Source organism: Hymenobacter daeguensis, assembly GCF_054780555.1.
Window position 1 is genome coordinate 60,603 of sequence record NZ_BAAGWC010000004.1, and the last position, 21,302, is coordinate 81,904.

Sequence of the window (21,302 nt, forward strand, 5' to 3'; positions counted from 1 at the left end):
CAATTCATAACTCATAATTTTTAATTCATAATTCCCTCCACCCCATGTGCGGAATAGTAGGTTTTCACGGTCCCGATAACGTCGTAGGCGACATGATAATTGGCCTCACCGCCCTGCAGCACCGCGGGCAGGATGCGGCCGGCATCGCCACGTTCGACGACTCGTTTCACCTCTGCAAGGGCCAGGGCCTCGTCAACGACGTGTTCAAGCCCAAGCACGTGAAGAAGCTCAAGGGCAACATCGGCATCGGGCACGTGCGCTACACCACCCAGGGCGCCAACGACTCCGACCTGGCCCAGCCCTTCACCACCAGCTACCCCTTCGGGCTGGCCATGGTGCACAACGGCAACGTCATCAACTTCCGCGACGTGGCCAAGCGCCTGCACGATAAGTACCACGTGCTGCCCAAAACCACCAACGACCTGGAGCTCATCATGTACACCTTCGCCTCGGAGCTGCGCGTGAAAGACCTGGACCATATTTCGGTGGTGGACATCTTCGATGCCGTGGAGACGACGCAGGAGCTGGTGGAAGGCGCTTACGCCACCATCACCGTCATTGCCGGGCATGGCCTGCTGGCCTTCACCGACCCGCTGGGCATTCGGCCGCTGGCGCTGGGGCGCCGCAACACGCCGGCTGGGCCGGTCTACGCCTTCGTGTCGGAAAGCACCTGCTTCGACTACTTGGACTTCGAGTTTATTGAAAACGTGGGCCCCGGCCAGGCCATTTTCATCGACAACAACTACCAGGTGCACCGCAAAAACCAGCCCGAGCTGCCGAAGAATTTCTGCGTGTTCGAGCAGATTTACTTCGCCCGCGAAGACTCCGTGATTCACGGCCGGCTGGTGGCGCGGGAGCGGGTGCGGCTGGGCAAAATCATTGCCCGCAAGCTGGTCAATGCCGGCATCAAGCCCGATATGGTGATTGACGTGCCCTCCTCGGGCTACTTCTCGGCCTCCGGGCTGGCCGAGGCCATTGGGGTGCCCTACCGCCGGGCGCTGGTGAAAAACAACCACATGGGCCGCTCCTTCATTGTGCCCACCCAGGCCGGGCGCGAGGACGTGGTGAAGAAAAAGCTGAACCCCATTCGGGAGTTTGTGCAGGGCAAAAAGGTGGCCGTGGTGGACGACAGCATCGTGCGCGGCACCACCTCGCGCCGCATCGTGCGGCTGCTGCGCGAGGCCGGCGCCACCGAAGTGTACTTCATTTCGAGCGCCCCGCCCATCGTGTCGCCCTGCATTTACGGCATCGACATGGCCATGAGCACCGAGCTGATTGCGGCCAACTACACGGAGGACGAAATCTGCCGCTACATCGAGGCCGACAAGGTGATTTACCAGGATTTGCAGGACTTGTACGAGCTGTTTTCGGAGGAGCGCGGCCACGGCGGCAGCTGCTTCGCCTGCTTCTCGGGCAAGTACCCGACGGGCGACGTGACGCACTACCTGCGCCACATTCAGGAGGAGCGCGCCAGCCACCGCAATGACAAGAAGAAGGACAAGAAGTCGGTAAGCTCCAAAGCGCCCGAGCCGACGGAGCATTAAGCATTAAGCCTGACGCGGGGAACCTCACCCCCGGCCCCTCTCCCCAGGAGAGGGGAGCCAGACGAATTATCAAGACATTCCAACCAAGAATTAAACTCACCCGCGCCTTCTCGGCTCCCCCTCTCCCCAAGGAGAGGGGGCCGGGGGGTGAGGTTCTCCAGATGAGCAACACCCCCGAAAACCCCGCCGGCTACTCCATCGAAGAAGGCAACGCTGCCTCGCGCAACGCCTACAGCTGGGCGAAAAAAACCTTTGCCAACCGCGCAGGCAAGCCCGGCGAGCCCGCCCAGGACCTCGACGGCGGCTTCTCCAACGAAATCCGCTTCGGCCAGGAGCGCCTCGGCATCAGCTCCGACGGCATCGGGACCAAGATTGAAGTGGCCGAGCGCCTGAACAAGTACGATACCCTCGGCTACGACCTCATTGCCATGACGGCCGACGACCTCATCGCCGCCGGCTTCGTGCCCACCAACCTCTCCAACATCATCGACGTGAACCACCTCGACTACGACGTGGTGGACCAGATGATGCGCGGCCTGCACGATGCCGCCAACTTCGCTCAGGTGGCCATCACGGGCGGCGAAATCGCGGAGCTGGGCAACCGCATCGGCGGCTGGCCGGGCGCCAAAATGAACTTCAACTGGTGCTCCACGGCCATTGGGGTGCTGCACCCTAGCCTGGCCCAGCCCCTGAGCGGCAAAACGGCCCAGGCCGGCCACGCGGTGGTGGCCCTGCGCTCGCCCTCGTTCCGCTCCAACGGCTACTCGCTGGCCCGCAAGACGCTGACGCGCCTCTTCGGCGAGAACTGGCACGAGGCCGCTTACGACGGCACTGACGCTGCGCTTAATGAAGAATTAGGAATGAAGAATGAAGAATTGGGGAAAACTGAGAATTCCTCATTCCTCACTCCTCATTCCTCATTAAGCGCAGCGCCAAAGACCTGGGGCGAGGCCATGCTCGCGCCCTCGCTCATATATTCGCCCGGCATTTCGGCCCTGCTCGATGCCGGGTTGCCGCTGCACGGCGTGGCCCACATCACGGGCGGCGGCGTGGCCGACAACTTCTCGCGGGTGCTGAAAAACGGCCTCGGCGCGGTGCTCGACAACCTGTTTGCGCCCCTGCCCGCCATGCAGCGCCTTTGCGAAATTGGCGACATCAGCGCCGAAACGGCCTACCTCTACTGGAACATGGGCACCGGTATGCTGGTGGTGACGGAAGAAGCCAGCGCCGCTGCCGTAGTGGCCTCGCTGCAAGCCAGCGGCTACGATGCGCAAGTAGCCGGCCGCCTCACCGCCGAGCCCGGCGTGACGCTGCGCGTGAGCGCGGGCGAACTGCGCTACGCGTAGCGGCGGGCAGGCATAGCCCAGCGGCTGGCAGTTGTGGTGCATCCGGCGGGAGTTATGGCGCAACTGATATGGAATTATCGCACAGCGCGCTTGTGTTATGGTGCAAATGGTTGTCGTTGTTGGAACAGTCACAGTGTGTAATGGTGCATCTTACTATAAGAATGGGGGCATCGGAAAGATGTTATGACCCATCCTGAGTTGGTATTGGCGCAACTACGCCAGGAAATGGTGCAATCGGTAGTGCTTTGTGCTGTAGCTTAGGGCGCCGGTCCGCCTTTCGGGCCCTGCTCCCCATGAATCCAATGCCAGACCCCAACGCGGAGGCCCTGCTCAGTGGGCTGGCCGAACGCATTGCCCGCCGCGACCAGCCCGCCCTGACCCAGGCCGACTCCTACGCGCCCGAACAGGTGATGCAGCGCCTGCTTGTCGCGCTGGCGCCATTGGTACCGGGCCGCAACCAACGCGGCCGTACCGTGCAGGCCCGGATGCTCTACCGGTTCTTTGCCCACGAAGCCCTCACGGCCCGCAACCTGGCCGATGCCGCCAACGTGGAGCGCGTGGCAGGTGGCCGCGCCACCACCGGGCTGGTGCGCGCCGGCCTGCTCCGCTGGGCCTACGAGGGCCCGCGCCGCATCTACCGCCTCACCCGCTGGGGCGAAGACTGGCTGCTGGCCATCGGCCGCTGCGAGGTGCCGCCGGCCCGGCCGGTGGAGTAGGGACGGTAGGGCAGGGGGAGAAAGCCCGTAAAACGCCTGTCATGCAGAGCGCAGCGAAGCATCTTTACCGCTCAACGCAATCCAATCAACAGGATTAATGGTGGCGGGCAAGATGCTTCGCTGCGCTCTGCATGACGGGCGTTTACAATTTGTCCTGTTTCTCCCTACGCCGGGCGCACCGGGCGCTTGTCCAGAATAAGCTGCGTGCGGTAGTCGTAGAGGCCTTTTTCGAGGCCCACCGGGAAGGTGTGGGGGTTGAGGAAGCGGCGGATGCTGGGGTCGAGGCTCTGCACCTCGCGCTGGGCGTGGGCGCGGCTTTCGGCCAGCGTGGGCAGCTCCAGCACCCGCTGGCCGGCGCGGAATACCGGCTCCAGCAGCTCGCGGAATTTGGTTTCGGGCTTGATGGCGAGGCGGCGCGTGATGTCGAGCGGGTCGACCAGCGTAATGGTGTCGGGTAGGGGCTCGGCGGTGTTGTAGAGCATGTCGGCCCGGGGCTTGCCGTACTCGTTCAGGTAGCGGCGCACCTGCAAAATGCCCGGGATGCTGGTTTTGGCCACCTGCTCCGAGAGCTTGATGGTGAAGTCCCAGCCCGAGTCGTCGGCCTTGCGCAGCGCGGCCAGCTTGTACACGCCCCCCAGCGCGGCCTGGTTGTAGGCCGTCACGAGCTGCGTGCCCACGCCCCAGGTGTCGATGCGGGCGCCCTGCTGCTTGAGGCTGGTGATGAGGTTTTCCTCCAAATCGTTGCTGGCCACGATGCGCGTGTTGGTAAAGCCCGCTTCGTCGAGCACCGCCCGCGCCTCCCGGCTGAGGTAGGCCAGGTCGCCCGAATCGAGCCGGATGCCGGCCAGCTCGTGGCCGTTGGCGCGCATCTCGCGAGCTACTTTAATGGCCTGCCGCACGCCCTCAATGGTGTCGTAGGTATCGACGAGAAACACCGAGTCGTCGGGAAACGCCTTGGCATACGCCGAAAACGCCGTCCCCTCATCGGCAAACGACATCACCCAGCTGTGGGCGTGCGTGCCCCGCACCGGAATGCCGTAGCGCTGGCCCGCCAGCACGTTGGAGGTCGCATCGGCCCCGCCCAAAAAGGCCGCCCGGCTGGCCCCCAGGCCCCCGTCGAAGCCCTGGGCGCGGCGCAGGCCAAACTCCAGAATCTGGTCCGCCGGCCCGGCCGCTTCGCGGATGCGGGCGGCCTTGGTGGCCACCAGGGTCTGGAAATTGATGAGCGTGAGCAGGGCCGTTTCCAGCAGCTGGGCCTGCAGCAGCGGGCCGCGCACCCGCAGCAGCGGCTCGTTGCCGAACACCACCGTGCCTTCGGCAATGGCGTCGATGTCGCAGGTGAACTTCAGCTCCCGCAGGTAGTTCAGAAACTCCGGGGGGAACATGGCCGTGCCCTTGCTGCCGCGCAGGCTGCCGAGGTAGGCGAGGTCATCGTCCGAGAATTTCAGGTTTTCCACCCAGTCCACGGCCAGGGCTAGGCCGGCCGCCACCGCGTAGCCGCCCTGAAACGGGGCCTTGCGGAAGTAGAGGTGAAATACCGCCTCGCGGTCCTGCAGGCCCTGTTGCCAGTAGCCATAGGCCATGGTGAGCTGATAGAGGTCGGTAACGAGGGCGAGGGAGGGCGCGTAGAGGCCGGAAAGAGGGGCTGCGTTCATGCCGGCAAAGAAACGGAATATCCGTTGCCGGGCCCGCCGCCGGCCCGTCGGTACTACCTTGCCCCTATGCCCACGCCCAGCCCAGCCACCCGTTTGCAAGCTTCCTTCTTCAGCCGCTTTCTGAGCCTGCCGTGGCGGCTGGGCCTGGGCCTGACGGCCGGCGCGCTGGTTGCCGGGCTCTCGCCGGTCGGGATGGGCTGGCTGACCCGCGCCGTGGCCGGCTGGGACGGCTTTGCCCTGGTCACCCTCAGCCTGCTGGTGCTGAACATGCGCCTGGCCGATGTGGAAGACATTCGCCGCGTGGCGGCCAGTGAGGACTTCACCCGTGCCGCCGCTTCCACGGTTGTCATTGCCGGGGCACTGGCCAGCCTGGTGGCCGTGGTGGGCCTGCTCGGCACCCTCAAAAGCCTGCCCCAGCAAGCCAAAGCCCTGCACCTGAGCCTGGGCATCGGGGCCGTGGCCCTGGCCTGGACGCTGGTGCACTGCGTGTTCACGCTCCGCTACGCCCATTCCTACTACGACACCAACGACCAGGGCCACGACTGCGGCGGCCTCACCTTCCCCGACGACGCCAGCAAAGCCGATGGCGAGCCCCCGCTGGAGCCCAATTACCTCGACTTTGCCTACTTCTCCTTCGTGATAGGCATGACCGCCCAAACCGCCGACATCGGCATCAGCAGCCGCACCATTCGGGGCACGGCGCTGCTGCACGGGCTCATTGCCTTCCTGTTCAACACGGCCATCGTGGCCCTCACCATCGGCACCATCGGCGGCATGCTGAATTAATGGGTGGGGGTGAACGGTTAGTGGTCAATGATGGAATTGACAGCCGAATTATCCACTAACCGTTAATCATTAACCATCACGAAATCAGCCCCCGGCTCACGGCCAGCTTGATGAGGGCGGCCGTGTTCTTGGCCTGGGTCTTGGCGATGATGTTCTGGCGGTGGGTTTCGATGGTGCGCTTGCTGGTGAAGAGCTTGTCGGAGATTTCCGCATTGGTGAGGCCCTCGGCAATGAGCTTGAGCACCTCCAGCTCGCGGGCCGTGAGGTCGGCCCCGGCGTGGGCGGCTTCGTCCTGAGACTGGCTGCTGGACTGCGCCACGGCCTTGTACAGCATGTTAAGCCCAATTTCGGTACACAGAAAAGGGCTGCCCGTCGATACCGTCCGGATGGCGTGCGTGATTTCGCTGATGGCCGCGTTCTTGAGCACGTAGCCCATGGCCCCGGCTTCCAGCATGCGGGCAACGTAGTTTTCGTGGTCGAGCATGGTGAGCACCAGCACCCGCACCTCGGGAAAGCGCTGCCGCAGCTCGGGCATGGTGGCAAAGCCATCCAGCACGGGCATCTGCACATCCATGAGCACCACGTCGGCGGGCGTGGTTTCGAGCATGGCAAGCACTTCGGCTCCGTTGCTGGCCTCGCCCACCACATCAAGGTCGGGTTCGGCAGAGAGGAGCGCCCGGATGCCATCGCGCAGGATGGCGTGGTCGTCAGCAAGTATTATGCGAGTCATAGCTAGGGGGAGAGTAAGATAGTCGAAACGGCCAGCCGGCAACAAGGTTGGGCTGAATAGGTATACGAGTTTCGCCTCTCCGTATTTCTACGCTATCGGGCCGCCGGACTGCCGCTTTTTAAGGAATTAATACGGCTTTTATTGCTGATTCCACAGTTGAGCTTCCCCATAATGGTAGTTTTGGAATCTTAAAAGTTATTATTTTGGTTAGCGCCCGGGTTAGCCACTGCATCCATTTCCTGCTCTACCACTTGATAATATGATTCGACTGCTACTTACCGACAGTGACAGTGCTACGCGACAGGCATTACGTATCGGGCTTGGAGCAGCAGTGGGCCTGGAGGTAGTGGGCGAAGCAGGCGGCAGCGCCGAGCTGCTGGCCGTGGCCGCCGCCGTGGTGCCCACGGTAGTGCTACTCGATTTGACCCTGCCCGGCCCCGACGTGCTGGCCGCGCTGCCCACGCTGCGCGAGCAATACCCGCAGCTGCGCATCCTGGCCCGGGGCGAGCTCACCAACGAGCACTACGTGGCCCGCGCCTTCGACCTGGGCGCGCACGGCTACGTGCTCAAAAGCTCCCTGCTTTCGGAATTGCTGCACGGGCTGGGCACCGTGGCGGCCGGCCGGCCGTTTCTGTGCTCGGCCATTGGGCTGGCGCTGCTGGGCCGCCTCTACACCGATAAGCCCATGCCCGACGGCGCGGCCGCCCGCCTGGCGCTGGGCCTGAGCAAGCGCGAGATGGAGGTGCTGAGCCTGGTGGCCGAGGGCCTCACCAATGCCGAGATTGCCGGGCGCCTGTTCACCAGCAAGCGCACCATCGAAACCCACCGCCAGAACATCATGGAGAAAACCCAGACCCGCAACACCGCCGCGCTTATCAAGCTGGCCGCGCGGCAAGGGCTGCTGCCGGAGTAGGAAAAGCCGGCCCCGGCCTATCCAGCCTGCGCGGCAATGATGAACTCGGCCAGCTCGCGGAAGCAGCCGTGGCCGCCGGCCGTCTGGCAATGAAAATGAGCCGCGGCGCGGGCAAACGACGTGGCATCGCCGGGGCAGGCCGAAAAGCCCACCAGCGCCAGAATTTCCAGGTCGTTGGTGTCGTCGCCGATGAAGGCCACTTCCTCGGCCGTGAGGCCGGTGCGGGCCAGAATCTCGTGCAGGCAGGTGGCCTTGTCCTTGATGCCGAGGTGCAGCTCCTCAATTTTCAGCTTGGCGGCGCGCGTGCGAACGGAAGGCGAAACCTCGCCCGTCATGATGCCGGTGGCAATGCCGTGGTTGCGCAGGCGCTCCACGCCCATGCCGTCGCGGATATTGAAGCGCTTCATTTCCTCGCCGCGCTCCGAGTAGTACACCCCGCCATCGGTGAGGACGCCGTCGCAGTCGGTGAGTACCAGGCGAATGCGGCGGGCGCGGGCGGTGAGGTCGGCTAGTTTCATAAAAGCAAGGCGAAGGGCGGCGAGCCCTGAAAGAAGGAGGATTCAAAACCGGCCCGAAGGGGCCAATCCGGCCGCAAGTTCGGCACGAAGACGGGAATTTCGTTTTGCACCGAAAGTATAATTATACCGTAGCACCTACCTTAGTAGCAGGAATCAATTTTGCTAGTATATTATGAAGAATTACTTGACTATCGGCGCTACGGTCGCCTTATTGATACCGGCCGCCGCCCAGGCGCAGTCCAAATTGGTGCAGCAGGTGGTGGCCGCCGAAGCGGCTTTTGCCGCCCAGGCCACCCAAACCAGCACCGAAGCCGCGTTGCTCGCCAACAGCACCCCTACCTCGCTGGCCACCGACAACGGCAAGCTGGCCAACGCCCAGAACGTGTGGCGCGCCCGCCCCAGCAAGCCCGGCCGCAAAATGACCTGGTACCCCGTGCTGGCCGATGCCGCCCAGTCGGGCGAGCTGGGCTACACCACCGGCCCCTGGACGCAGCTGCAGAACGGCCGCCCCGACCTGGCCGGCGAATACGTCACCGTGTGGCGCAAGCAGCTGGATGGCCGCTGGAAATTTGCCGTGAACATGACCATTGAGCGCATCGGGGCTGCCCCCGCGCAGCCGGCCGAAGTGCCGCAGCCCAAGCTCATGCCCGCCGTGGCCGTGCCCAGCACCGCGCCGTCCAACATCGTGCTCGACGTGGACAGCAAGTTTGCCGCCGCCGAGCTCATGAAGCCCGGCGCGGCCTACCAGCAAAGCCTGAGCGCCGAAGCCCGCCTCTACCGCCCCGGCCTGTCGATGATGCACGGCGCAGCGGCCGTGGCCAATATGAAAAACCTCGACGGCGGCTACCTCTTCGTGGCCAGCACCGGCTACCTGGCTGCCGCCGGCGACCTGGGCTACGTGGTGGGCTCGCTGCACCGCCCGGCCAGCGGCAAGCACCCCGAAGAAAACGGCACCTACCTGCGCATCTGGCGCCGCGAAGCCGATGCCGGCTGGCGCATCGTGCTGGAGATGTTCAACCTCATGCCCGAGGTAATGGCCACGGCCAACGTGCCCCACTAAGCCACCGCCGCCGAAACGGACTGACCAGTAAAGCCCTTGCCGCCCTTGCGGTAAGGGCTTTTTCGTGGGCGCTTGTAAGGCGCACGGGAGCAGCGCGTCTGGCGGGGTAGCGGTTTTTGAGTTGGCTGCGCTTCGTTTTCTGTTCCTTTTTTCGTTTCGTATATGAAAGCCTTTTTCTGGCTGGCGCTGCCCCTGGCGGGCAGCCTGGCAACATTCGCGCCGCCCCGGCCGGCGGTTTCGCTGCCCGTGCGGGTGCCGGTGGTGGTCGAGCTGTTCACTTCCGAAGGCTGCTCCAGCTGCCCGGCGGCCGATGCCGCCCTGCGCGAGCTGGAAGCGGCCCAATCGGTGCCCGGCGTGGAGGTTATTGCCCTGGGCGAGCACGTCGACTATTGGAACCGGCTGGGCTGGAAGGACGGCTTTTCCTCGGCGGCCTACACCGAGCGCCAGCGGCAGTACGCGACGGGCTTCGGCACGGGCTCCTACACGCCGCAGGCGGTGGTGAACGGCCGCTACGAGCTGGTGGGCAGCCGCACCGGCGAGCTGGCCCAAGCCGTGGCCAAAGCGGCCAAGACCCCGCAGGCAGCCGTGTCTGTGAGCGCCAGCGAGGGCGCGACGCAGGTGCGCGTGGCCAGCGTGCCGGCCGGTACGGCGGCGGCCGAAGTGGTGCTGGCCATTACCGAAAGCGGCCTGGCCTCGCAGGTGGGGCGGGGCGAAAATGCGGGCCGTCTGCTGCGCCATGCCGCCGTGGTGCGGCAGCTGATTCCGCTGGGCAAAATCGGTGCCGATGGCACGTTCGCAGCCAGTACCAGGGTGCCGCTCAATGCCGCCTGGAAGCGACCCAACCTGCGGGCCGTGGTGCTGGTGCAGGAGGTGGCCTCGCGCCGCATTGTGGGCGTGGCGGCGGCGGCACTGTAGCGTTGCGGCGTTGCTTTCTTTCGCAAGGCTGGCGTAATCTTGTAGTGCGGCCTTTGCCAGTCTAGCGCTGTCGCCCCACATGACCCCCTCCATTCCCATTCCGGCCCAGTGGCCCGACCGCTACGGCGACGAGCTGTACCGCTTTGCCCTGAGCCGCGTTTCCGATGCCGAAACCGCCGAAGAGCTGGTGCAGGAAACCTTCCTGAGCGCCCTCGACGGCCTGGCCACCTTTCGGGCCGAGGCGTCGGAGCGCACCTGGCTGTTCGTTATTCTGCGCCGCAAAATCATCGACCACTACCGGCGCCAGGCCCGCGTCACCCGCGTCGGGCTGGATGAAATCGGAGAAGGCGGGCCCACGGAAGCCGATTTCTTTAACCCCGAGAATGGCCACTGGGCCGACGCCCAAACCCCCGTGAGCTGGCTCAATGCCGATGCCGCTCTGGAGCAGCAGGAGCTGCACGAGATTCTGCAGCGCTGCCAGGAGCGGCTGCCGCCGCAGCAGGGAGCCGTGTTCGCCATGCGCTTCGTGGAGGAATTATCGGCCGAAGAAATTTGTCAGGAGCTGGGTTTGAGCTCGGCCAATTATTGGGTTATCATTCACCGGGCCAAGCTGCAGCTGCGCCGCTGCCTCGAAAAGCACGGCCTCGGAAAAAACTAACTATTCGCTATGCTACGTCTTATTACCTGCCAGAACGCCACCCTGCTGCTGGAACAGCAGGCCGACCAGCCGGCCGGCAAATCGATGCCCGCCAGCCTGTGGCTGCACCTGCGCTACTGCCCCTATTGCAACCGCTACGCCAAGCAAACCGTGCTGATTGCCGAGTGGGCGCGGGCGGCGGCAGCCAGCCGGGCCGGCTCGGATTTGGCCTTGTCCGAAGCCGCTAAACAGCGGATGCGGGAGCGCCTGGCTGCCGCCGGGTAATCGGCTGTCGTTGCCAGCGCCGCGCCGCAATGCGAGTCCCGGGCGCGACCAGCCCTGCGACGAGCTAACGCTGTCTTTAACGCAAAAGCCCCGATTCCAGTCAGAATCGGGGCTTTTTGCTTAGTGCAGTTGAGCGCGGAGAACGAGACGGATTGCCTCGCTCTGACAGGCGGTGTCCTACGCGCCCGTCGGAACGAGGCGCACCACCAGCCCGTCGGTGCGGGGCGTAAGGCGAATCTGGCAGCTCAGGCGGGAGCCTTCGTGGACCACGGGCAGGGTTTCGAGCATATCAAGCTCGGCGTCTTCGGGCTCGGGCAGGGCGGGGCCGGCCAGCACCTCCACGTGGCAGGTGGCGCAGAGGGCCATGCCGCCGCAGGTGGCCTGAATGTCGTAGCCGCTGGCTTTCAGCAGCTCCATCAGGCTGAGGCCCATGTCGGTAGGGCCGGTGAGTTCGGTGCGCTGGCCGGGGGCTTCCTCGACGTAAACGCGGATGTCGTTTTCCAATGCGTGAATGGGTAAATGAGTGAATGAGTGAATGGGCGGTGAGTAAGTAACGACTATCGGAGTCATTCACTCATTCACCCATTCACGCATTCACATGGATGGTGCCCCGTTGACCGTTGTGTATTTCAGGGTGTACTTCTTGTCGGGGAAAATGTACTTGAACGCGCCCTGGCACATGAGCGCGGCTTCGTGGAAGCCGCAGAGGATGAGTTTCAGCTTGCCGGGGTACGTGTTGATGTCGCCGATGGCGTACACGCCGGGCAGCGAGGTGCTGTAGTCCAGGGTGTCCACTTTCACGGCATCGTTCTCGATTTCCAGGCCCCACTCGCCGATGGGGCCGAGCTTGGGCGTGAGGCCGAACAGCGGAATGAAGCAGTCGAGCGGGACGGTTTCGGCCTGGCCGTTGTTGCCGGTGATGGTGACTTCCTTCAGCTCGCCGTTGCCGTGCAGGTGCGTGACGTTGGAGCTGAGCACGAGCTTGATTTTGCCGGCTTCGGCCAGCTTCTGCACTTTCTCGGCCGAGTCGGCGGCGCCGCGGAAGGTGGTGCCGCGGTGCACGAGCGTAACGTCGGAGGCCACGTTGGCGAGGAAGTTGGTCCAGTCGAGGGCCGAGTCGCCGCCGCCGGCGATGACAATTTTCTTGTCGCGGAAGTGCTCGGGGTCGCGCACCATGTAGTGCACGCCTTTGCCGCCCTCGAAATGCTCCAGGTTTTCGACGGCCGGCTTGCGGGGCTCGAACGAGCCCAGGCCGCCGGCGATGGCCACGGCTTTGCAGTGAATTTCGGTGCCGTCGGTGGTGAAGAGCTGGAAGGAGCCGTCGTCGAGCTTTTTGAAATGCTCAACCCGTTCGCCCAGCGTGAAGGTGGGGTGGAAGGGCTCAATCTGCTTCATCAGATTATCGACCAAGTCGCCGGCCAGCACTTCGGGAAAGCCCGGAATGTCGTAAATCGGCTTCTTCGGATAAATTTCCGACAACTGCCCGCCGGGCTGCGGCAGGGCATCAACAACGTGGCAGCGGAGCTTGAGCAAGCCCGCCTCAAATACTGCAAACAAGCCGACCGGGCCGGCCCCGATGATGCAGATATCGGTGGAAATGGGTGTGGACATAAGGGTAATAAGTGCCTTTAACCGGGCGTCGGCTTTGAAGCGGCCACAACGTAGGAGGCCGTTGGCGCAAAGGTACGGTTCGGGGTTGGGGCCGCCAATCCACACCCGGCTTTATAACAGGAGGGCGGCCGGAAACGTTGACTGAAAAGCCGGTTGCGCCGCGTTATCGGGCTTGGTTTGAGATGCAGCGCAGGCCCGAAAAGTGGGTCATTGGCCGGCGGGCGTGTAATAGCAGGGCGCGGGGCGCGTTTAAATGGCCGTGGTTTTCGGCCGGCTGGTAGTTCGCTGCGTAATGCCTATACTTCGCCCCAAAACCTTGCCTAGCGTTTCCTCTATGCCGAATTCCGTTTCCGTGGGCGTGCCCGCGCCGCGTCTTTTTCATCGTTTCGGGCTGGCCAGCGTGCTTTTGGGGGCGCTTTCGCTGCTGGCAGCCTGCGGCTCGGAGCCGACCGAAACCACCGCCAGCAAGCCCGCCAAAGGCCCCAAAGCTACCGCCGAAACGCCCGCCGCACCCGAAGCTGCGCCGCTGCACGTGAGCGTTTTTCTGGAGTATTCGGGCGGCATGAAGGGCTTCGTGCCGCGCGGCGGGGCCGATAAGCCGGCCACCGAATTCCAGCAGCGCATCGGCGCGCTCATCACCGAAACGCAGGTGAACGGCGCCGTGGCCGGGCGCAAGTATTACCTCTGCGAAAACGCCGCGCCGCGCCCCGTGAAGTTCGAGGAGCTGCGCGACGTGGTGCAGGGCGAGGTGAGCCAGGCCGCCCTCGGCACCGAGCTGCCGCAGATGCTCGAAGGCATTCTCAACCGCCCCAAAGCGGGGGAGGAGGTGAGCGTGGTGATTTCGGACTTCATCTATGGTCCGGCCCGCAAGTCTGATTTCTCGCAGCTGCCGAACCTCATTCGCACGTCCATCGCGCCCGTGAGCCGGCAGCAGCTGGCCGTGGCCGTGTTTGGCGAAACCTCGCATTTTTACGGCAGCTACTTCCCGGCCGTGAAAACGCCGGTGCAGAAACGCACCCTGAACGGCGAGAAGGTGCCGTACTACGTGTGGGTAATCGGGCCGCCCGCGCAGGTGGCGCGCTACGCCGCCGAGGTGTTTCGGAATGCGCCGGCCCAACAGGCGTTTTTCGGCCTGAAAACCAAAACGCCGGCCCATGCCCCGCTGCTCACCAAGCTCACCGACCCGAAATTAAAGTCGAGTGGCGGCACCGTGTATGCCGAAAACAACGGCCTGACCCTGAACCCTTCGGACGACCCGGTGGACTTTTCGGTGGGGCTGGATTTGAAGGAATTACCCGCCGCTTGGCAGCAGCCGGCGTTTTTGGCCCAACATCTGCAAGTGCGCCTCCCCAACGGCCAGGCCAGCCTGCTGCCCAACTCGGTGCGCCCGCTCACCGATGAGGAGCAGAGCGGCCAGCCGGTGCTGGCGCCCTACACCCATGTGGTGCGCCTGCGGGTGAGCAAGCTGGCGGCCCCCACCGCCACGCTCACCGTGAGCCTGCCCGCCCCGGAAACGCCGGACTGGGTTTCGGCCTGGAGCACCACCAACGACAATACGCCCGCCCCCCGCACGTTTGGCCTCGACCAGATTCTGACCGGCGTGCGGCAATCGTATCCAACCACGCTGCCGGCCGTATTTACGGTTCAGCTTCCGCTCAAAAACGATAAATAACTTGAGACACGAGACTTCGGGAAGTGAGATAAAAGACAGCCATTCTTTTCGCTTTCCCCTCGCTTCCCATAGTCCCATGTCTCATAGTCTCACATCTCACCCTCCTCTATGCAAACCTTCTTCACCAGCCTATACTCGGCCCTGATTTCCATCTTCCAGAGCCAGCGCCCGGCCGACTACGGCCTCTACAAAACGGACCTGTTTTCGCTCGTGGGCTGGAGCACGCTGGGCGTGAGCCTGCTGCTGGTGCTGGCGTTTTACTACGTGTTCAACTCGGCGCTGCGCACTGGCATGTTCCGCACGCCGCACTGGGCCGCCACGCTGGCGCTGGCCGCCGGCCTGGGCGTGTTCTTGGCCAACAGCCTCAGCAAAGGCCACGGCGCGGAGGTAAGCAGCTATCTGGGCTATTTCATGGTCGTGAATATGATTGTGGCCGCCCTGTGGTTCCTGCTCTTTTCGGTGCTGCTGAAGCGCTGGAGCACCTACGCACGCACCACGCCGTTCGTGGGGCCATTTTAGTTAATGGGTAATGATTAACGGTTAATGATTAATAGCAGGTGTTGATTTGGCCCTGCTCACGACTCATTTACCGTTCACTATTAACCATTAATCACTAACCATTAATCATTAAAAATGAAGCTATTCATCTTCGCCGTGGGCGGCACCGGGGCCCGCGTGCTGCGCTCCCTCACCATGCTGCTGGCCGCGGGCGTGCGCATCCCCAACTGCGACCAGGTAGTGCCCGTCCTCATCGACCCCGACACCCAGAACGGCGACGTAACGCGCACCGTGGCGCTGCTCAAGCGCTACGCCCGCATCCACGAGGCCCTGTACGGCGATGGCCAGAAGGAAAAAACCGGCTTCTTCAGCCAACCCCTGAACACGCTGGCCCACCTCAACACCAGCGGCGGCGGCGAGGAGCTGCGCGACTCGTTCGTGTATGACTTCGGCGGCATCAGCCAGCCCTTCCGCGACTACCTCAAATACAACGACCTCTCGGTGGAAACCCAGGGCCTGGTCGATTTGCTGTTCACCCAGGACAGCCTCGCCGCCAACCTCGACGTGGGCTTCCGCGGCTCGCCCAACGTGGGCTCGGTGGTGCTGAATGCCGTGGTGCAGAGCAAGGAAATGCGCTACCTCGCCCAGAGCCTGCAGGACGGCGACCGGGCGTTTTTCATCAGCTCGATTTTTGGCGGGACGGGCGCGGCCGGCTTCCCGCTGCTGGTGAAAAACCTGCGCGACGCCAATTCCCCGCTGGCCCACCCCGAAATCCGCCGCCGCCTCAAGGCCGGCGCGCTGGTAATGCTGCCCTACTTCAAGCTCGCCGACCCTTCGGCCGATGAGAAAGCCGGCGGCCAGGACTTCATCGACTCGAACACCTTCATTACGAAGACCAAAACGGCCCTCTCGTACTACGCCGACAACCTGCAGGGGCTCGAAGCCATGTACTACCTCGGCGACCAGCCCGGCCAGCCGCTGGCCAACCACCCCGGCCGGGCCGAGCAGCGCAACCAGGCCCACCTGCTCGAGCTGCTGGGCGCCCTGGCCGTGCCGCACTTCATGGAAGTGCCCGACAACCAGCTCGATGGCCACCAGCCGCTCTACCACGAGTACGGCCTGAAAGCCGACAGCCCCGACATCGATTTCGGCCAGCTGCCCACCGACCTGCGCCAGGAAGTGGCCCGCCCACTCATCCAGCTGCACTACTTCGCCCGCTACTTCCTCCAGCATACCCCTGGCGATGCCAAAGCCCCTTACTACGAGGCCGGCGACCTCGCGGCCCAGCTGCGCAACAACCGCGCCCTGCGCGAGCTGACGGACTTTTTCGGCGAATACAACGAGTGGCTCCGCGAACTGGGCGTGAACCAGCGCCGCTACACCGCCCTGCGCGCCGACGAAGCTGATTTTAACAGAATGGTGGCCGACAAAACCGTGGAAACCGGCATTTTCAGCAAAGGCATCACCCCCGGCTATTTCCGCGACGAGCTGACCAAAGCCGTGGGCAAAGCCACGCTGAGCAACCCGACGGAGAACGAGGCGCTGCGCTGGGTGGTAAAGGCGTTTGAGGACGCGACGGGCGAGATTCTGGACAAGAAGCTGCAGTATTCCTAACGGGTCACCTCACCCCCCAATCCCCTCTCCCGCGGAGAGGGGGAGCCTGACGAAACTCTGCTTAAAACAAACTTGAAATAACATCAGAGGCCTTTTTCGGCCAATATCATCGCGCCGCCGTGGCTCCCCTCTCCTCGGGAGAGGGGCCGGGGGTGAGGTGACCCGGCCGCTCCTCTCGCAACTCATCCAATGGCTAAAATCCTGCGATTACACGACACCGGCTCCAGCACCCACGAGGGCTGGGGGCCGACTGGTAAAATCGGCCCCCACGAAGTGGAGCGCCTGCTCGACCCGCAAGGCGGCCGCGCCGCCAAGGTGGCGGTTTCGATTCCCTCGCCCTTCGCCCGCATGCACCTGGTCGAAACCGCGCTGCGCTTTGTGACGCAGGGCGGCGCGGCCCAGGACTCGGTGTACCACCAGCTCGTCAGCCACTTCTGGGACGTGTGGGAGATGGTCTTCAACTTCCACCAGCGCAAGCTGGCCAGCCAGCGCCTGCAAATCCGGGCCTGGCGCAAGGACGAGGAGCTGGCCAAGCTGCGCCAGAACCCCGCCACCCGCCCGCTGGCCGACGTGCTGGCCCTGTACCTCGACGGCCGCTTTGCGAAGCTGACCGAGATGCACCTCATCTACTTCCCCGGCGCCAACGGCGTGCCGCAGCTCATCGGCGGTACCTCGCCGCTCACGCTGTTTTTCCCGGCCCCGAATGTGAAGCCGCTGCCGGTGCAGCGCCCGCAGGGTGGGGGCTATTATTTTGATAACCAATACGTGCCACTGGCCAATCGTGAAGCCGCCTTCCGCGACTACGTGTACCAGGAGTTCGTGGGCGACCCGGCCCTGACGGCCATGGCCCCGCTGGTGCGCGACACCCTCGACCGGGGCCAGCTGCAGAAGTGGGCCATGGACGGCACCGCCAGCCTGAGCAACTTCCCCATCCTCACCGACGCTTCCAACAACCAGATTGACGTGGCCGGCGTGCTGCTGCGCGTGCGCCCCGACGAGGGTACCGTACGCGGCTCCGACCTGTTCATCCGGCCCACGCGGGCGGGGGTGGCGGGGCCGCTGCCCATCGTGCTGCGCCCGGGGTTGAAGGCCGTGGGCAAGAAGTATTACAACGAAACCCTGTTTGCCGACAGTGGGGCCACCGTGCCCGCCGCCGACGCCCGCCCGCTGAAGGAGCGCACCCTGCCCGGCCCGGAGCTGCCGTACCCGTACCTGACGGTGAACGACTTGCTGGAAGAAACCCTGCTGGCCGTGCCCTACGAGGTGGACGAAGCCAAGTTCTTCTGCGGCAACCTGAAAATCGCGCCCGGCTACAAGCCCAGCAACTGGCCGCTGCTGCCCATCAAGCCGCTGTATTTCGACTATTTTACGCAGACCGATTTGGCCGAGCACCTGACGCTGGAGCTGGAATCGGCCTGCATCCGGGTGAAGCTGCGGGTGCCGGTGAGCGGCGGCGACTACGTGGACTACGAGCGCGCCTACTACCCCAACCCCCAGGGCGAGGGCGTGGGCCAGCTGCGCGTGACCAACGTGGCGCTGTCGGTGTTCCCCTTCGTGAAGGTGACCGACGCGCCGCAGTACAACGACTTCTACAAGGTGATGCTGGTGGATGCCAACAACATCGACCCCAGCATGGTGACTAAGAAAGTCGACCTGAAATTCTGGGCAGGCGGCCACCAGCTGAGCGAAACCGGCACCGACCAGAGCGCCACCCGCTACGAGCGCACTCCCAAAACCAGCCAGGACGAGGGCAGCACCTACTACGAGGTGCGCGGCACCCATTTCGACTACCTCGAAGTGCTGAACCCGGCCCCGGCCGAGGGCCGCGCGCTCATCATCCCGCGCTGGCCCGAGCAGCGCCAGGGCACGAAGGAGTACCGTTTTGCCATCGACTTCGGCACCACCAACACCCACGTGGCCATGCAGGACAGCCCCGGCCAGGAGCCCAAGCCGTTCAGCTTCGGCGTGGCCGACTCGCCCGTGGCCCTGCTTAAGAAAGCCACCGCCGAGCCCGACCGCACCGTGTACGAGCGCCTGTACCGGGGCATCGACGACGACCCGGCTAACTTCGTGCAAATCAAGCGCTGGCAGCAGTACCAGGAGCGTGAGTTCGTGCCGCCGATTATTGGCGCCGACAGCTCGCCCTACGCCTTCCCGGCCCGCACTGCCACCTATGAGGCGGCCAATTATGCCACCCAGGAGCTGAGCGTGCTCGGCAACATCAACGTGGCATTCGGCATCATCACCGAGGAGCAGCGCCGGCCCAACTACCACACCAATCTGAAGTGGGACAACTCGCTGAACATCGCCAATACCAACCGCGTGCGGGCGTTTTTCAAGGAAATCCTGCTGCTGTGCCGCGCCAAAGTCGCCCTGAACGGCGGCAACCTCGCGGCCACGCAAATCACCTGGTTTGCCCCGCTGAGCTTCTCGACCTACCAGCGCAACCTGTACCAGCGCGAGTGGGATACGCTGTTCCATAGCGTTTTCCACACCAGCAACTCCATGCCCTGCATGGTGGAATCGACGGCGCCGTACTACTACCTCACCCGCCGCAACATCGTGACGCTGGGACCGGGCGAAAACGCGGCCTTCATCGACATCGGCGGCGGCACCACCGACGTGCTGCTCTACGCTGACCGCAAGCCGGTGCTGAGCACCTCGTTCCGCTTTGCCGGCAACGACCTGTGGGGCGACGGCGGCGCCGAAGTGCGCGGCTCGAAAGACAACGGCCTCGTGCGTTTCGGGGTGGCCGGGGTGCAGAGCGCGGTGCTGAGCCCCGCCGCCCGCCGGGCCCGCGAATACGTGCTGGTGGCCGAAAGCACCGACAACTTCGGCTCGGAGGACGTGGCCAGCTTCCTGTTCAACTACGACCAGTTGCTGGGCTTCAGCGAGCGGCTGCTGCGGGCCGAACACCTGCGGGTACTGTTCTACCTGCACTTCGGCGCCCTGATTTACCACGTGGCGCAGGTGACGGTGGCCAACGGCCAGCAGCTGCCGCGCTACCTGTGCTTCACCGGGCGCGGCAGCCTCTACGTGCGCCTGCTGGCGGCCGGCGCCAACCTGCAGCCGGTGGAAAAGCTGGCCCGCCTCATCATGGAGAAAGCCACCGGGCAGCCCGTACCGGCCGATTTCCGCATCAAGCTGGCCGACGACCCCAAGCAAACCACTGCCAACGGCGGCGTGCTCGCCACCGGCCAGATGCCCCAGGACCCGCCCATGGTGCGCCCCGTCGGCGGCCTGCCCGACCCCGAAAACCCGCAAGCCGATAAAGGCGAACACCACCTCGAAGCCACGGCCGTGACCGACGAAATCAAGCAGTCGGTACTGGCCAACGCCCGCGCCTGCCTCAAGCTGCTGCTCGAAGACCCCGAGCTGAAGCGCGTGCAGGCCGACCTGGGCGTGAAAAACGACCCCGGCCTGGTAATGAACACGCTGGAGCGCAGCCTCGGCGACTCCTTCAATCTCTATCGCCAGCAGTACGCCGACGTGCTTCGTGACGGCGACACCGTGCCCGAAACCCTGTTCTTCCTGCCGTTCAAAAACGCCCTGTATGAGCTATCCAAGGTGCTTCATGACGCGCAGCCGCTCAACTAGCCGACGTGGGCAGTGGGCGGTGCTGCTCCTGCTGGCGCTGGGCAGCGGGCCGGTAGTGCTTGCGCAGCCGGCCGCGCAGCCAGGGCCGGTGATGGCCACGCAGCCCACGGGGCCGCCCGCTGCCGATTCCGGCGCTGCTCCGGCGGCAGCTCCCGTTGGGCCGAAGAAGGCTTCGGTGGCGGAAGTTGTTCCGGCTCCGGCTCCGGCGGCTCCGGCTTCTAGCTGGCCATGGATGCTGGGGGTGCTGTTGATTGGCATTGTACTGGGCATGTTGGTAGCGCGGCTGCGGAGCCGGAAATCTTCGTCGACTGGTCGTCGCGTCGCGCTGCCCGAACCGGTTTCGGCCACTGAGCCGGTTGTGAAGAAGCCAGCGGCAAACGTGCCGAAAGTGCCTGGTGCCGCACCACCCGCTGCTCCGGCCGGGAATGTAGTGAGGGGCGCATCGGCCAAGTCGATGAGCCAGCTGCAGGGCCGTGAGCCGCGTCCCGCCGCCGATTCGAAATCTTCATCAAAATCTTCGGGAAACAAAGGAAAGTCAGGCAATCAAACCCGTAAAAATTCTGCCGACCAATCCATGCAGGACTGGACGGTGCCCCACCGCCCCGCCGCTATGAACCCAACGCAACCGCCCGTGCCCGCCCTTCCTACTGACCAGCCCCTGGAGCCTGGCCAGACCATCGAGTGGGCTGCGCCAACGTCCACGCCGCCCGCCATTCAGGAGCTGATTGCGGCGGGTGAGGTGCCCGTTGTGCCCGAAACATCGGCTGCCGGGGCTCCCGCAGAACCGCCTGCCACTGGCCCGGTACACTACTACGGCCCGGCCCCCGACGTGCCCAGCATCGAGCACCGCAAGCTCAGCCCCAACCCGCTGCCGCAGATGCCGGTGCTCATCACGCTGCCTTCAGTGGAGGCCACCACGGCGCAGTTCTCGTTCAGCCCGCAAGCCGACCAGTCGCGCATTATCGGCAACGGCGTGCGGGAATTGAAGGAGTTTTTTCAGTTTGAGCTGCCGCCGACGGAGCAGTTCACGGCCATCAAAAACCTGTCGGCCGGCAAGCTGGAAAAGCGCGACGATGCCTGGCACGTGGTGCAGAAAGCCGAAATCGCACTGAGCTAAGCCCTGAGCCGAAACCTCACCCCCTGACCCCCTCTCCCGCGGAGAGGGGGCACCGGTTCGGCCGCTGACATTTGGCTCCCCTCTCCGC

20 protein-coding genes are annotated in these 21,302 nt (G+C 64.3%); 14 read left to right on the forward strand and 6 right to left on the reverse strand.

Features of this window, described 5'->3' with window-relative positions; all coding sequences use genetic code 11:
* Positions 1-44: 44 nt before the first annotated feature.
* The 3 genes from purF (at position 45) to ACYVHT_RS07485 (ending at position 3,606) form a co-directional block, all read left to right on the forward strand.
* Positions 45-1,544, forward strand: coding sequence for an amidophosphoribosyltransferase (purF, locus tag ACYVHT_RS07475; protein ID WP_460549596.1), 1,500 nt, complete (start codon positions 45-47; stop codon positions 1,542-1,544).
* A gap of 161 nt (positions 1,545-1,705) precedes the next feature.
* Positions 1,706-2,890: a phosphoribosylformylglycinamidine cyclo-ligase gene (locus ACYVHT_RS07480; RefSeq protein WP_460549599.1), complete on the forward strand. Its 1,185-nt coding sequence runs from the start codon at positions 1,706-1,708 to the stop codon at positions 2,888-2,890.
* A gap of 302 nt (positions 2,891-3,192) precedes the next feature.
* Positions 3,193-3,606, forward strand: a complete 414-nt coding sequence (locus tag ACYVHT_RS07485; protein ID WP_460549602.1) for a hypothetical protein — start codon at positions 3,193-3,195, stop codon at positions 3,604-3,606.
* A 164-nt stretch (positions 3,607-3,770) separates the two neighbouring features.
* On the opposite strand, the gene ACYVHT_RS07490 is transcribed toward ACYVHT_RS07485, so the two are convergent.
* Positions 3,771-5,261, reverse strand: coding sequence for a nicotinate phosphoribosyltransferase (locus ACYVHT_RS07490; protein ID WP_460549605.1), 1,491 nt, complete (start codon positions 5,259-5,261; stop codon positions 3,771-3,773).
* Positions 5,262-5,327: 66 nt separating this feature from the next.
* Here ACYVHT_RS07490 and ACYVHT_RS07495 point away from each other — a divergent pair, with 66 nt between their 5' ends.
* Positions 5,328-6,047, forward strand: coding sequence for a DUF1345 domain-containing protein (locus ACYVHT_RS07495; protein WP_460549608.1), 720 nt, complete (start codon positions 5,328-5,330; stop codon positions 6,045-6,047).
* 76 nt (positions 6,048-6,123) lie between these two features.
* Here ACYVHT_RS07495 and ACYVHT_RS07500 read toward each other — a convergent pair whose 3' ends face one another.
* On the reverse strand, positions 6,124-6,777 hold the full coding sequence (locus ACYVHT_RS07500; RefSeq protein ID WP_460549611.1) for a response regulator transcription factor: 654 nt from the start codon (positions 6,775-6,777) through the stop codon (positions 6,124-6,126).
* 259 nt (positions 6,778-7,036) lie between these two features.
* On the opposite strand from ACYVHT_RS07500, the gene ACYVHT_RS07505 reads away from it, so the two are divergent.
* Positions 7,037-7,690, forward strand: a complete 654-nt coding sequence (locus ACYVHT_RS07505) for a LuxR C-terminal-related transcriptional regulator (protein WP_460549614.1) — start codon at positions 7,037-7,039, stop codon at positions 7,688-7,690.
* A 17-nt stretch (positions 7,691-7,707) separates the two neighbouring features.
* Here the strand turns inward: ACYVHT_RS07505 and ACYVHT_RS07510 are convergent, their stop codons facing one another.
* On the reverse strand, positions 7,708-8,208 hold the full coding sequence (locus tag ACYVHT_RS07510) for a KdsC family phosphatase (protein ID WP_460549617.1): 501 nt from the start codon (positions 8,206-8,208) through the stop codon (positions 7,708-7,710).
* A gap of 172 nt (positions 8,209-8,380) precedes the next feature.
* Between ACYVHT_RS07510 and ACYVHT_RS07515 the strand changes: the two genes are divergently transcribed.
* From ACYVHT_RS07515 to ACYVHT_RS07530, 4 genes are all read left to right on the forward strand, one after another.
* A complete protein-coding gene (locus ACYVHT_RS07515; protein ID WP_460549620.1) occupies positions 8,381-9,268 on the forward strand; it encodes a YybH family protein in 888 nt (295 codons plus the stop codon).
* Between the two features lie 162 nt (positions 9,269-9,430).
* Positions 9,431-10,183 carry a DUF1223 domain-containing protein gene (locus ACYVHT_RS07520; protein WP_460549623.1) on the forward strand — a complete coding sequence of 251 codons (753 nt, stop codon included), beginning with the start codon at positions 9,431-9,433 and terminating at the stop codon, positions 10,181-10,183.
* A 79-nt stretch (positions 10,184-10,262) separates the two neighbouring features.
* A complete protein-coding gene (locus tag ACYVHT_RS07525) occupies positions 10,263-10,841 on the forward strand; it encodes a sigma-70 family RNA polymerase sigma factor (RefSeq protein WP_460549626.1) in 579 nt (192 codons plus the stop codon).
* Between the two features lie 9 nt (positions 10,842-10,850).
* Entirely contained in the window at positions 10,851-11,105 is a 255-nt protein-coding gene (locus tag ACYVHT_RS07530) for a hypothetical protein (protein WP_460549629.1), read from the forward strand.
* 177 nt (positions 11,106-11,282) lie between these two features.
* Here ACYVHT_RS07530 and ACYVHT_RS07535 read toward each other — a convergent pair whose 3' ends face one another.
* Both ACYVHT_RS07535 and ACYVHT_RS07540 read right to left on the reverse strand, forming a co-directional pair.
* The gene (locus ACYVHT_RS07535; protein ID WP_460549632.1) at positions 11,283-11,609 is read right to left on the reverse strand and encodes a 2Fe-2S iron-sulfur cluster-binding family protein; all 327 of its coding nucleotides are present in this window, start codon (positions 11,607-11,609) and stop codon (positions 11,283-11,285) included.
* 90 nt (positions 11,610-11,699) lie between these two features.
* Positions 11,700-12,716 carry an NAD(P)/FAD-dependent oxidoreductase gene (locus ACYVHT_RS07540; protein ID WP_460549635.1) on the reverse strand — a complete coding sequence of 339 codons (1,017 nt, stop codon included), beginning with the start codon at positions 12,714-12,716 and terminating at the stop codon, positions 11,700-11,702.
* A gap of 334 nt (positions 12,717-13,050) precedes the next feature.
* On the opposite strand from ACYVHT_RS07540, the gene ACYVHT_RS07545 reads away from it, so the two are divergent.
* From ACYVHT_RS07545 to ACYVHT_RS07560, 4 genes are all read left to right on the forward strand, one after another.
* Complete coding sequence (locus ACYVHT_RS07545) at positions 13,051-14,388, forward strand: hypothetical protein (protein WP_460549638.1); 1,338 nt, start codon at positions 13,051-13,053, stop codon at positions 14,386-14,388.
* A 108-nt stretch (positions 14,389-14,496) separates the two neighbouring features.
* Positions 14,497-14,907: a hypothetical protein gene (locus ACYVHT_RS07550; protein WP_460549641.1), complete on the forward strand. Its 411-nt coding sequence runs from the start codon at positions 14,497-14,499 to the stop codon at positions 14,905-14,907.
* 114 nt (positions 14,908-15,021) lie between these two features.
* Positions 15,022-16,500, forward strand: coding sequence for a hypothetical protein (locus tag ACYVHT_RS07555; RefSeq protein ID WP_460549643.1), 1,479 nt, complete (start codon positions 15,022-15,024; stop codon positions 16,498-16,500).
* A gap of 189 nt (positions 16,501-16,689) precedes the next feature.
* The gene (locus ACYVHT_RS07560) at positions 16,690-20,097 is read left to right on the forward strand and encodes a hypothetical protein (protein WP_460549647.1); all 3,408 of its coding nucleotides are present in this window, start codon (positions 16,690-16,692) and stop codon (positions 20,095-20,097) included.
* Here the strand turns inward: ACYVHT_RS07560 and ACYVHT_RS07565 are convergent.
* Entirely contained in the window at positions 20,059-20,640 is a 582-nt protein-coding gene (locus ACYVHT_RS07565; protein WP_460549650.1) for a hypothetical protein, read from the reverse strand. The genes ACYVHT_RS07560 and ACYVHT_RS07565 overlap by 39 nt on opposite strands.
* A 67-nt stretch (positions 20,641-20,707) precedes the next feature.
* On the opposite strand from ACYVHT_RS07565, the gene ACYVHT_RS07570 reads away from it, so the two are divergent.
* Entirely contained in the window at positions 20,708-21,214 is a 507-nt protein-coding gene (locus ACYVHT_RS07570; RefSeq protein WP_460549653.1) for a hypothetical protein, read from the forward strand.
* Positions 21,215-21,302: the final 88 nt, after the last annotated feature.